This is a genomic window from Sulfitobacter sp. M39, assembly GCF_021735935.1.
Classification (GTDB): domain Bacteria; phylum Pseudomonadota; class Alphaproteobacteria; order Rhodobacterales; family Rhodobacteraceae; genus Sulfitobacter.
This window is the reverse complement of sequence record NZ_WMDZ01000003.1, coordinates 102,317-113,681: the sequence shown is the minus strand read 5'-3', so window position 1 is coordinate 113,681 and position 11,365 is coordinate 102,317. Positions and strand designations below refer to the sequence as shown.

The window sequence follows — 11,365 nt, the reverse complement described above, 5'->3', positions numbered from 1 at the left end:
AAGGGTGGCGCATAAAAGAACGGAAATCAGCTGCTTCATATCAAAGGCCTTTCGAGTACTGAGCGGTACTTACGCGCGGTGACGTACAGTTCAACCCCCCTTGGTACGGTTCAGTCCTTTTATTTCACCCATACACGCCCTAGTTCTGCATTATGAATGAAAACGCATCAAAATCGCGAATACTGTCGACAGCGCGCGCCCTGTTCTTCGTCAACGGCTTTGAAAAAGTCACGACGGATCTTTTGGCGCGCGAGGCTTCTGTGTCCAAGGCGACGATCTACCGCCATTTCGACAATATGTCGGACATCCTGCAAAATGTGCTCGAGGCCGAGGCAGAGGTTTTTCGCGCCGAGGTGCTGGGAGATATCTCCGGCCATCCCGATTTGCGCACCGCGCTGATCTCGTTCGGGCGGAAATTTCTGAGCTTTCTAGGGGAGCAGGATTCGGTCGAGTTTACCTGTCTGATCCACGAGGTTGCCCGCGACTACCCGCAAATCGGTCGCACCTTCTATACCGCCGCGTTCGAGGCGGTGTGCGCCGCCGTTTGCGGTTTGCTGGTGCAGGGGCAGGAAAACGGCGACCTGCGCGACGATTTCGACCCGCGTGATGTGGCCGAAGACCTTATTTCATTGCTCAAGGGCTTTGGCATGGTTCGTGCGCAACTGGGGCTGACGACGCGCCCCTACAAGGATATCGACCAGCATGTCACCCGTGCGGTCGATACCATTCTGGTCGCTTACCGCGCGTCAGGCGGGGTCGGGTCGGCGTAATTTGCCACATGCATGATCGCGGCCTGCGTATTGTCGCCGCTGATGGCAAGCTTGGGGCCCATGGGCAGCGCGCTCATCCCCAGACGGTTCATCCAGCGTTGGAACACGGCAGGCACGATCCCGATCACATGGGTCGCCCCTTGTTCGGTCGCGGCACGCGCCATGCCACGGATCAGCTTGGTTTGGATCGCCAGCCGCCTGTGCGCGGGCTCGTTTCTTGACAAAAACAGCCGCGTGGCTTCCCAGACATGGGGCATTACGGGCGCTTCTTCGTAGAGCACATATTCAGGAATATCCGGCAACATCCCGCGCTGTGCGTCTTTCAGCATATAGGTATAACAGCCGCATTGCGCCGTGGTCGGTAGCAACCGCACGCCTGCCAGCACCCGACCGTATTCATGGATCACGACAGACCGGCTTTGTGGGGTGTCGTATTGGTCAAACTCCATCCCTTCGGTATGGGGCAGATCCCATTCCTTTTGATCGATAAAAACGGATTTGCGTGCTTTCAGAAAATCCGAATAGAGTTGCCCGTACCGATACTGGTTGCCGATATGCACCACTGTCTCTTCCAGCCGTGTCGCGTATGAAGGCACATCACTGTCAACGGGTCGCGTCTGCAGAGCGGCCTGAACCGAAGGCTCCAACTGGATCGTCTCTGCACGCTGGTGCGATTTTGCGTTCTGGATACCCATTGTTCTTTGCCTAAAGCTCCGCTCAAGTAACGAAAAAGTTAACAAAATGCATACAGCCACGGTTCTGCCATGATCGCAACAAATTTTCCACCAATAGTTGAGGTGTATCGTAGTGAAATATCAGCAGATTCGTTTGGCGCTCAATTCCGCGTCAGGCTGACAGAGGAAGCGCAACATGGAAGCAATTGACAATGTTAATTTGCCTCAGGCCCGCCCGGTTCTAAGCCGGCTGCGGGATTATGCGCTTGTGGGCAGCCGTGCGTTTGGCCAGCGGGCGATCATCTATACCGCAGCTATTGCTCTGGCAGGCTATTACTATGAACTGAACGTCGCGCTGTTTTTCTTTTTCGCGATCGCTTTATGCGAAATCTATGACATCGTCGTGCTGCGCTACATTCTGCGCAACACCCGGTCCAAGACCCTCAAGATCCGCAAATCGCTGTTCCACATCTACATGACCACGGCGCTAAGTGCGACGACGATTGCGCTTTTCTGCATCGCGATCGCGATGCAGCAGGGCGTGGGAAACAGCCACTTTCTGCCGCTTTTCCTGTTGATTTCCGCCTCTATCTTCGCGGCGATGAACAACCACCAGTTTTTATATGTGCTGGGGTTTCGGCTGGCGATCTACATCGGGGCGATCCTCTATATCCCGATCCGCGATGTCGTCGTGGCGCGCCCCTCGCTGGACTCTGAAATCTGGCTGAACCTCTTCACCGCGCTGTTTGTTCTGGGCTTCGTATTCGAACTCGCCCGGACCTTCATCAAGGGGTATTCCGCGCTGATGAAGAACCGCCTCGCGCTCCAGACCGAGAACAAGAATGCCCTCGCCGCAAGCGAGGCCAAGACCCGTTTCCTGTCCACCGTCAGCCACGAATTGCGCACGCCGCTCACGTCGATCCGCGGTGCGCTTGACCTGATCAACGCAGGGTCAGCGGGAGAGGTGCCGGACAAAATGTCGCGGCTGCTTGATATCGCGACGCGCAACTCGAACCGTCTGGGGGATCTGGTCGGGGATTTGCTGCTTTTGCAATCAGCGGATGTGGGGAAATTCTCGCTTGATTTGGGCAATGTGGATCTGGCCGAGGTCGTGAACACGGCCGCCCATTCATTCCAGCCCTATGCCAGCCGCTTTGGCGTCGCGGTAGAGATTAACGTTGCCGCAGACGAGCCCATCGTGCGCGGCGACAAGAAACGCCTTGATCAGGTGATCGTGAACCTGCTGTCCAATGCCGCCAAATTCTCAGAGGCGGGGGGCACCATCCGTGTGGGCCTCACGCGGGAGAACGAGAACCTCGTGATTTCGGTCGCCGATCAAGGGCATCGGGATTCCCGAGGGCAGTGAAAGCGTCATCTTCGAGGAATTCGGCCAGATCGATTCAAGCGACCAGCGCAAGTTTCAGGGCACGGGCCTTGGCTTGTCGATCTCGAAACGTATCGTGGATGCCCACGGCGGCAGCATCGCCTATAAAAGCAAGCTCGGCGTGGGCACCACCTTCTGTGTTGTGCTCAAGGCAGCGGATGCGGCCAAGGCGGTTAAGCCCGAAAGCTATTCCACCGCCGCCTGATCTACCGGCACGGCCCGCAACATCAGCGGGCCATCGGGCCGCATGGTAAAGGTCAGGTTCGGTGGCGCGACAGGGTGGTCCGTCACTTCAAAAGACGCCCGCCGCAGCGCCGAGGCAAGCAGCACCATAATCTCTGTCTCGGCATATTGCGCCCCGATGCAGATGCGCGGCCCGTCCCCAAAAGGAATATACTGTCCGCGCGGGTACTTACGGTCCAGAAACCGGTCGTGCTGGTACAGCGCCGCATTGTCCCACAGCAGCTCGTTCCGGTGCAGCGCATAGACCGGGAACATGATCACGTCGCCCTTTTTGAACGTCACATCCTTGATCGTCACCTCATCCGTCGCATCACGGGCGAACAAGGCACCTGCGGGGTACATCCGCAGGGTTTCACGCACATGCGCGTGCAGTTTGGGCATCTTGGGCAGATCGTGAAAGCCGATGGGCCCGTCACCGCAGGCCTCCATCACCTCGGCGCGCAGATCGGTCTGCACCTCGGGGTGCATCGCCAGCAGATAGAGCCCCCACGCGACTGTATTGGCCGAGGTCTCATAGCCCGCCGCGACAAAGGTCAGCAGGTTGTCGACAGTCGTCTCGACATCTTCCTTATCCGTCTCAAGCGCCTCGATCAGCAGGTCGAGGAAATCGACCGCCTCTGCATGGCGCTGTGCGCAGCGGTTGGCGATCACGTCATGGGTCAACTGCCGCAGATCACGGATCGCTTTCTTGCTGCGCAGCCATTTCAGACGCGGCACCCATTTCGGCAGGCCCATCAGATCGAACAGCGACATATAGCTGATATAGTCGGTGAACCGTCGCATCCCCTGACGTACATCCTGCTTGGACACGGCCTCGTTCCCCGAGAACATCACCCGCGAGATATTGGTGAGCGTCGCCTCTTGCGCCGCATCCGATACGTCTACCTCGCCGTCCGTGCGCGCAAAGAAATCCGCCAGCTCGTCGCCGGTCTGGGCAAAGTGTCGGGTCAGCACGGGCAGGTTGCGCGCGGCAAAAAGCGGCGCATAGCGGTGCCGTTGCGCGCGCCATTTCTCGCCTTCCGACAGGATCATACCGTTGCCGACCACGGGGCCGATGACGTTATGTGTAAACTCCGCCTTGGGAAAGCGGCGCCCGACACCGGCCAGCAATTCGGTCACCATATCGGGGTCACAGACATAGTGGATCTTGGCCGGCCCTTTCAGATATCTTTGCGTGCGCGTCGCGTCGGGGATCACCGAAAAGATATTCTTCCCCGCTTTTTTGGCAAAGTCGATCAGCCCAACCTCGGCCTTGGCCAAATCCGCCTCGACAGGGATCGGGTGCGCCGGTGTCGCCCCATTGGGCGCAGGCATATTCTGTGTATTCATTGTCGTCTCCTTGCCGGCCCACGGGTGGCGTTTATCACACCGGTGTTTCTAACAGGGAAACAATGATTAATTCTATCTAAAGTTACGTACGTGCGCGAAACGTCAGGTCGCTGAGGTCTTGATGCTGTTAGTGCGTAAATGTGCGGCAGCGTCGGCGCGGGTCATTTTGCCTTGGGCCAGTTCCACCATCATATCGGCGAGTTCCTGATCCACAGCGGCCTGCAGCTCGTATCCGTTCTGGTCAAGAAAATCGCTGGCGACAAAGAAGGCCGTGCGCTTGTTACCATCGACAAAAGCGTGGTTGCGGGCGATGGCTTCGGCATAGCAGGCGGCCAGTTCAAAAAGCGATGTTTCGCCAAAGGCATATAGGTTCATCGGGCGGGCCAGTGCGGATTCCAGTAGGTCACCATCGCGCAACCCGCGCGCGCCGCCCGCCAGTTCCAGAACGCAATCATGCATGTATTCAACGAGTTCACGGGTAACCCAGCGGGGCTCCGTCATCGTTTGGCGAGTTCCAGTATCGTGCTGCGATGCCGTTCAAGCCCGCGCGCCACGCGGTCTTTATCCTGCGCGGTCACCCCTTCGGTCAGGGCGGGCAGGGCGGTCAGGCGACGGTATTCATCTGCTGACAACAGCACCAGACGGTCACGTTGATGGCTGGTGATGATGACAGGCTCGCTCATCGCCGCATCGCTGAATGCGCCGATGTTGTTCTTGAATTCGGTGGCGGTGACACGTGTCATGGGGCTCTCCTGTAGCGTCACCGCACAATATAGGCAAAATGGACATTTTGTCCATATAGGCCGTGGTCACAGTTTTGGCTGGACCGTTAAGGCAATACCAACTCTTCCCCGTTCTGCCAGCTTTGCGCCAGCGCCTTTGCCTCACCTTTTTGCTGGGGTGCCAACTGTTGGCCCATTTGCATCAGCCGTTCTTCGGGCGCGTCGAGCGCGCCGTCGCGGTCATAGGCCATCGCGGTATCCTGCAACGCCCATGCGGTCACGGGGTCCGGAGTGACGCTGATCCCTTCGGCATAGAAATGCGCGAGCTTCGCAAGGGATCGGGGCTCTCCGCGTTCGGCGGCGGCACGGTACCAGCGCGCGGCCTCTGCCGGATCGGCGGGGCGGCCCTGACCGTTTTCATACAGCAATCCTACGTTCAGATAGGCAACGGGTTCGCCGTATTCCGCAGCTTGCTGATACCAGACCATCGCCTCGTCAAAGTCCTGCTGCACACCGCGCCCAAGCGCGTAGTGCTTGCCCATATTGACCTGCGCAGCGGGGACGCCATTGCGCGCTGCCTCATAGTACCAGCCGACGGCTTTCTCGTCATCTTGCGAGGTGCCAAGCCCCTCGGCATAGAGGTTGCCCAGATTGATCTGCGCGGGGGCATAGCCCTGTTCTGCCGCGAGCCTATACCATTCAAGCGCTTGGCCGTGGTCCTGCTTTACCCCGACGCCGTGGTTGGCCATCCACCCCAGCGAATATTGCGCGTCGGCCAGACCCTGTTCCGCCGAGGCACGCAAAAGCTGCTGCGCCTCTTCGGGGGCCGCATCGCCGCCGCGGCCTTCCAGCAACAGGATGCCCAAGCGGTACTGGCCCATGGCAGAGCCTTGCTCTGCCGCTTTGCGATACCATGCGCGGGCCTCTGCATCGCTTTGCGCGGTGCCTTCGCCCAGTTCATGCATGTTGCCCAGACTGAACTGCGCCTTGTCGAACCCTTGGGCCGCAGCGCGGGTGAAATAGTCGAACGCGGTTTTCGCGTCGGGGTCGACGCCTTGCCCAAAGCGGTAGGACACGCCCAGAGAGTTCAACCCGCAGGGGTTGTTCTGCTCGGCAGATTTCTTGGCCCATGCGACGGAATCATCAAAGCTTTGCGGCACACCATCACCGCCGCGATAGTACAGGCGGCCGACCTGACATTGCGCCTCGGCGTCGCCCTGTTCGGCCAGCGGCAGCAGCAGTTCCAGCGCGTGGGTATAATCGCCTTGCTCGAACGCGGCCATGCCGTCCTGCACGGTCTGGGCCTGTGCGGCCATGGGCATCACCGCGGCGAGTATAGTACGGCCAAACCAGCTTCGTTTTGTTTTATCTGCCATCGATAGGGTCCTTCTTGTCGGGTCGGCAGCCTGCTGCCTTTTCGCGCTTTCGTAACGCGTATCCCCTATCGATGCACGCCGCGGGTCCGCCAAATCTCGGCGGAAAATTGCGTGTTTCTGCTGTGGCTTAGGCCGGGATGCTCCGACCGGCAAAGACCCGCGCGCGGGCGCGGGGGTGATCGGCAAAAAGGATACCCATGGGTAACTTTAGGCAGGCGCTGCACCCGCCCGACGCGACGCGCGCTGCGAGAGGAAGGCGCAGACCAGAAGCTGCGAGATATGGTAGATCATCAGCGGCAAAACGATGGCGCCGACCAGATCGGGCGCAAAAAGCGCCGTGGCAATGGGCAACCCGCTGGCAAGGCTTTTGGTGGACCCGCAGTAGAACAGCACCGCGCGATCCGCGTCGGGCATCCTCGTCGCCTTGCCAAGCGCGATCATCGACCACATGCCCACAGCCAGAAACATCCAGACCACGGCGAACAGCAGCATCAGCGTGGTGACGGGGATCGCGGACCAAAGCCCCGAGACTGTCCCCGCGCTGAAGGCAGAGTAGATGATCAGCATGATTGACCCGCGGTCCACGATCATGGTCAGCAGCTTGTGGCGTTGCACAAACCCGCCCACCAGCGGACGCATCACCTGCCCGACGATGAAAGGCAGCAGGATCTGCACGCCGATTTTGCCGATGGCATCCAGACTGACGCCGCCGTCGCCCTGATGCAGCAGCAAGGTCACCAACACCGGCGTCAAAATGACCCCGATGAGGTTAGAGACAGAGGCCGCACAGATTGCTGCAGGCACATTGCCCCCCGCAATCGAGGTGAAAGCAATCGATGATTGCACGGTCGAGGGCAGTACCGACAAAAACAGCAGCCCCATGGTCACCGTAGCCCCAAGGATCGGGCTACACAGCGTCGCCAGCACCACGCCAATCAGCGGAAACAGCACATAGGTCGCGCCAAAGGTCATCCCCTGCAGGCGCCAATTGGTGATGCCAGCCTTGACCGCGCTTGGGTCCAGCTTGGCCCCATACAGAAAGAACAGCAGCGAGACGGCCCAGAAGGTCACCCCGCGCAGGCCTTCGGCGGCGATACCTGTGGCAGGCAGCACAATGCCCGCGATCACGGTGGCCAGCAGCAAGATCATATAGGCGTCGATGCCGATGCGTTTGATATAATTCATGGGAATGCCTGCGTTGTCGAAAGATCGATATAGGGGCGCTGCCGGCCCGTAAAGGGCGAGCGGAGGCTTCAACCTCCGCTCGCCCAAGTGGCGCGGGGTCAGAAGCCTGCGGCTTGCCCGTCTTTGCGCGGGTCAGAGCCTGCGGCGTAACCGCCTGCCTCGTTGCGTTGCACCAGTTGCGCGCCGCCGAAGCCAAAGGCGTTGTCCGGTGCCTCGATCTGGATCGCATGGCCAAGCGCCTTGAGCCCGTCGAGCAGATCGGCAGGCATCGACGGTTCGCAGGCGACGGCCAACCCCTCGATCGCGCGCCAGCGGGGGGCATCGGCGGCGGTCTGGGGGTCTTGGTCCCACAGCTGAGTGCGCAGCAAGAGCTGCATGTGGCCCTGTGCCTGAATAGGCCCGCCCATCATGCCAAAGGCCATCAGCGGCGCGCCGTTCTTCATGGCGAAGCCCGGAATGATCGTGTGGAAGGGGCGTTTGCCCGGCGCGACCTGATTGGGGTGGCCGTCCTGTGTCGTGAAGCCAAAGCCGCGGTTCTGCATGGACACACCCGTGCCCGGCACCACCACACCAGAGCCGAAGCCCGCGTAGTTCGACTGGATAAAGCTGACCATCATGCCCGAGGCATCACCGACGTTCAGCAGCACGGTGCCGCCCTGTTTCGGTGCCCCCGCGCCAAAGTCTTGCGCCTTGTTGGCATCAATCAATGCGGCACGGGATTTAAGGTAATCGGGGTCAAGCAGGGCTGCTTCGTCCACATCGGTCATGTGATCGCGATCGGCGACATAGGCGTGCAGATCGGCATAGGCGAGCTTGACCGCCTCGATCTGCAAATGCACGGCAGCCAGATCGTCGGGGCCGTGGTCGCGGATGTCGGTTTGCTGCAACATGCCAAGCGCCATCAGCGCGGCGATGCCCTGACCGTTTGGCGGGATCTCGTGCAATTCCACGTCGTCAAAGCTTTGGCTGATGGTGCCGCACCAATCGTTGTGATGCGCGGCCAGATCGTCGGCTGTCATCGCGCCGCCATTGGCCTTGGCGAAGGCCGCGATCTCTTGCGCGATCTCGCCCTCATAGAAGGCGCGGCCCTTGGTTTCGGCAATAGCGCGCAGGGTGCGTGCGGCGCCGGGGTTGCGGAAGCGTTCGCCGGGTTTGGGCGCGCGCCCCTCGGGCATGAAGGTTTCGGCAAAGCCGGGCTGGTCCTTGAGCACTGCGGCCCCTTTGGCCCATGCCGTGCCCACGACGGGCGACACGATGAACCCGTCTTCCGCATAGCGGATCGCGGGGGCGAGCACGGTGGACAGACCAAGGCTGCCGAATTTTTCAGACAGTTCGACCCAGGCGCTGACGGCACCGGGGACGGTCACGGCGTCCCAGCCATGTTCGGGGATGCCGTCCTTGAAATACTCGGGCGTCCAGGCGGAAGGCGCGCGGCCCGAGGCGTTCAGCCCGTGCAGCTGCTTGCCGTCCCACAGGATGCAGAAGGCGTCAGAGCCAAGGCCGCAGCCGGTGGGTTCGACGATTGTTAGCACAGCCGCCGTGGCGATGGCCGCATCCACAGCGTTGCCGCCCTGTTGCAGGATGGACAGACCGGCTTGGGTCGCCAGCGGTTGCGAGGTGGTGACGACGTTCTCGGCCAGAATGGGCGAGCGGCGCGAAGGGTAGACGGGATCATGACGTAGGCGCATGGGTTGGCCTTTCTGTAGATGTACGGTTTTTGAGGTGACTGCGGATGGCCCAGACAATGGACACGAAAGCCGCAATCAGGAAAATCAGGCTGATGGGGCGGGTGAAGAACAGTGTCGGGTCTTCGTCCGTCATCAGCGCGCGCCGCAGATTGGTTTCGGCGATCGGGCCTAGAATGACCCCCAGCACCAAAGGTGCCAGCGCATAGCCAAGGGCGCGCAGCGTGTAGCCGGTGATGCCGATAAAGATCAGCAGGTAAAGGTCGGTCACGCGGTTGTTCAGCGCAAAGGTGCCCACGACACAGCAGGTCATCACCACCGGCACGATCAGCCATTTGGGCACTTCGGTCACCCGCAGGAACAGGCGCATGGAGCAGATCGACACGATCAGCATCATGAAGGACGCGACCACCATCGCGATGAACATGCCATAGACAAGGTCACCGTGATCCATGATCAGCCGTGGCCCGACCGAGATGCCATGCACCATCAGCGACGCCATGAGGATCGCATCGACAGCCGATCCGGGGATGCCCAGACCGATAAGCGGGATCAACCCGCCGCCCGCGGTGGCGGAGTTGCCTGCCTCGGAGGCGACGATGCCGTCGGGTTCACCGGTGCCGAACTTCTCGCTGTTCTTCGATCCGCGTTTGGCTTGGTCATAGGCGACGAGGTTGGCGATGGACCCGCCCGCACCGGGCAGGGCGCCGATCAGCACCCCCACGATGGACGACCGCAGCAGGTTGACCGGACGCATCAACACTTCTTTCATCACGGTCCATGTCTGGAAGTCGATGGCCCCTGTGACCAGCGCATTGCCCGACCGCACGCTGTCGGCATTCTCTACCTCTGACACAAGCTGCGAGATGGCGAAGATCCCGATCAGCACCACCAGAAACGGCAGGCCGGCCTGTAGCATCTCTATCCCGAAATCAAAGCGCGGGCGGCCCATGATCGGGTCCGTCCCAACGGTAGAGATTGCAAGCCCGATCAGCCCCGCCAAAATGCCGCGCATTGCGGATGTACCAACAAGGCTGGCCACGATGGTCAGGGCAAAGATGATAAGCGAGAAATACTCCCACGGGCCAAGGCGCACGGCGAAAAGCGCGAGCGGCGGTGCGGCGAAGATCAGCACGATGGTCGAGATCACGGTGCCAAAGAAGGACGCCCAGACCCCGATGGACAGCGCGCGCCCCGGTTCGCCGTTGCGCGCCATGGGGAAGGCGTCAAAGGTGGTGGCGACCGACGATGGCGTGCCGGGGATGCCCAGCAATGCCGCCGAGATCAGCCCGCCCGTATAGCCCCCCACATAAACCGACAGCATCACGGCGATGCCTTGCAAAGGCTCCATCGTGAAGGTCAGCGGCAGGGTCAGCACAATCGCCATCGTGACGGTGAAACCGGGGATCGCCGCCGCAACGATGCCCGCGACGGACCCCGCCAGCATATAGGCCAGCGTCGCCAGCGTGAAAATCTGCGCGGCCCCTGTCATGAAATCAGTCATTCAAAGCACTCCGCGCGGTAGGAAGACGGTGAACACTTCGGCAAAAAGCCAGTTCAGCCCGAAGGAAAACACCACAGCCACCACAGCAGCGAGGGCGATAGACTTGGGCGTGCGTGGCATCAGGATCACCTGAAGCACGAAAAGGAAGATCAGGCTGGCGATGGAAAACCCCAGCACAGGAATGGTCAGCAGATAGGCTGTGAGCGCGCCAAGGCAGACAAACACCAGATAGCAGCGTTTCGCCCATGCTACGGCCTGTGCTGCGAAATCACCGTAAGCGTGGCGGGGGATCTGGCGCAGCGCGTCGATGATCGCGATGGCTGATACGATCGCCATCGCGCCAAAGATGATCTTGGGGAAAGCCCCCGCGCCGAGCTTTTCAAAACGCGAGGTCGCAATGCCGCTGGCCGAGATGAACAATGCGATCGAGGCCAGCAGGAGGAAGGCATAGCTCAGGAGGCGGGCAACCAAGCCCGCCTCCTGTGACTTCATG

12 protein-coding genes are annotated in these 11,365 nt (G+C 60.5%); 3 read left to right on the top strand and 9 right to left on the bottom strand.

Annotation, left to right across the window (positions count from 1 at the left end; genetic code table 11):
* Nucleotides 1-152: 152 nt before the first annotated feature.
* Nucleotides 153-770, top strand: a complete 618-nt coding sequence (locus GLP43_RS16020; protein ID WP_237280129.1) for a TetR/AcrR family transcriptional regulator — start codon at nucleotides 153-155, stop codon at nucleotides 768-770.
* Here the strand turns inward: GLP43_RS16020 and GLP43_RS16015 are convergent.
* Nucleotides 737-1,465: an acyl-homoserine-lactone synthase gene (locus tag GLP43_RS16015; protein ID WP_237280128.1), complete on the bottom strand. Its 729-nt coding sequence runs from the start codon at nucleotides 1,463-1,465 to the stop codon at nucleotides 737-739. The two genes, GLP43_RS16020 and GLP43_RS16015, sit on opposite strands and share 34 nt — an antisense overlap.
* A gap of 175 nt (nucleotides 1,466-1,640) precedes the next feature.
* Between GLP43_RS16015 and GLP43_RS16010 the strand changes: the two genes are divergently transcribed.
* Entirely contained in the window at nucleotides 1,641-2,810 is a 1,170-nt protein-coding gene (locus GLP43_RS16010; RefSeq protein WP_237280127.1) for a sensor histidine kinase, read from the top strand.
* A complete protein-coding gene (locus GLP43_RS16005; RefSeq protein WP_336885976.1) occupies nucleotides 2,779-3,033 on the top strand; it encodes an ATP-binding protein in 255 nt (84 codons plus the stop codon). Before GLP43_RS16010 ends, GLP43_RS16005 begins: the two co-directional genes overlap by 32 nt.
* On the opposite strand, the gene GLP43_RS16000 is transcribed toward GLP43_RS16005, so the two are convergent.
* From GLP43_RS16000 to GLP43_RS15965, 8 genes are all read right to left on the bottom strand, one after another.
* On the bottom strand, nucleotides 3,015-4,400 hold the full coding sequence (locus GLP43_RS16000) for a cytochrome P450 (protein WP_237280126.1): 1,386 nt from the start codon (nucleotides 4,398-4,400) through the stop codon (nucleotides 3,015-3,017). The genes GLP43_RS16005 and GLP43_RS16000 overlap by 19 nt on opposite strands.
* A gap of 102 nt (nucleotides 4,401-4,502) precedes the next feature.
* On the bottom strand, nucleotides 4,503-4,901 hold the full coding sequence (locus GLP43_RS15995) for a type II toxin-antitoxin system death-on-curing family toxin (protein WP_237280125.1): 399 nt from the start codon (nucleotides 4,899-4,901) through the stop codon (nucleotides 4,503-4,505).
* Complete coding sequence (locus GLP43_RS15990) at nucleotides 4,898-5,143, bottom strand: type II toxin-antitoxin system Phd/YefM family antitoxin (protein ID WP_237280124.1); 246 nt, start codon at nucleotides 5,141-5,143, stop codon at nucleotides 4,898-4,900. The genes GLP43_RS15995 and GLP43_RS15990 overlap by 4 nt, the downstream gene beginning before the upstream one ends.
* An 86-nt stretch (nucleotides 5,144-5,229) precedes the next feature.
* Nucleotides 5,230-6,498, bottom strand: coding sequence for a tetratricopeptide repeat protein (locus GLP43_RS15985; protein WP_237280123.1), 1,269 nt, complete (start codon nucleotides 6,496-6,498; stop codon nucleotides 5,230-5,232).
* 207 nt (nucleotides 6,499-6,705) lie between these two features.
* Entirely contained in the window at nucleotides 6,706-7,683 is a 978-nt protein-coding gene (locus GLP43_RS15980) for a bile acid:sodium symporter family protein (protein ID WP_237280122.1), read from the bottom strand.
* 98 nt (nucleotides 7,684-7,781) lie between these two features.
* Entirely contained in the window at nucleotides 7,782-9,371 is a 1,590-nt protein-coding gene (locus tag GLP43_RS15975) for a gamma-glutamyltransferase family protein (RefSeq protein ID WP_237280121.1), read from the bottom strand.
* Entirely contained in the window at nucleotides 9,355-10,872 is a 1,518-nt protein-coding gene (locus tag GLP43_RS15970; RefSeq protein WP_237280120.1) for a tripartite tricarboxylate transporter permease, read from the bottom strand. Before GLP43_RS15970 ends, GLP43_RS15975 begins: the two co-directional genes overlap by 17 nt.
* The gene (locus GLP43_RS15965) at nucleotides 10,873-11,343 is read right to left on the bottom strand and encodes a tripartite tricarboxylate transporter TctB family protein (RefSeq protein ID WP_237280119.1); all 471 of its coding nucleotides are present in this window, start codon (nucleotides 11,341-11,343) and stop codon (nucleotides 10,873-10,875) included.
* Nucleotides 11,344-11,365 lie beyond the last annotated feature (22 nt).

Excerpts from the sequence above, each read along its gene's own strand:
- GLP43_RS15995 (WP_237280125.1), bottom strand. The coding sequence starts at position 4,901 with ATGACGGAGCCCCGCTGGGTTACCCGTGAACTCGTTGAATACATGCAT.
- GLP43_RS15975 (WP_237280121.1), bottom strand. The coding sequence starts at position 9,371 with ATGCGCCTACGTCATGATCCCGTCTACCCTTCGCGCCGCTCGCCCATT.
- GLP43_RS15990 (WP_237280124.1), bottom strand. The coding sequence starts at position 5,143 with ATGACACGTGTCACCGCCACCGAATTCAAGAACAACATCGGCGCATTC.
- GLP43_RS15985 (WP_237280123.1), bottom strand. The coding sequence starts at position 6,498 with ATGGCAGATAAAACAAAACGAAGCTGGTTTGGCCGTACTATACTCGCC.
- GLP43_RS16000 (WP_237280126.1), bottom strand. The coding sequence starts at position 4,400 with ATGAATACACAGAATATGCCTGCGCCCAATGGGGCGACACCGGCGCAC.
- GLP43_RS15980 (WP_237280122.1), bottom strand. The coding sequence starts at position 7,683 with ATGAATTATATCAAACGCATCGGCATCGACGCCTATATGATCTTGCTG.
- GLP43_RS16020 (WP_237280129.1), top strand. The coding sequence starts at position 153 with ATGAATGAAAACGCATCAAAATCGCGAATACTGTCGACAGCGCGCGCC.
- GLP43_RS15970 (WP_237280120.1), bottom strand. The coding sequence starts at position 10,872 with ATGACTGATTTCATGACAGGGGCCGCGCAGATTTTCACGCTGGCGACG.
- GLP43_RS16010 (WP_237280127.1), top strand. The coding sequence starts at position 1,641 with ATGGAAGCAATTGACAATGTTAATTTGCCTCAGGCCCGCCCGGTTCTA.
- GLP43_RS16015 (WP_237280128.1), bottom strand. The coding sequence starts at position 1,465 with ATGGGTATCCAGAACGCAAAATCGCACCAGCGTGCAGAGACGATCCAG.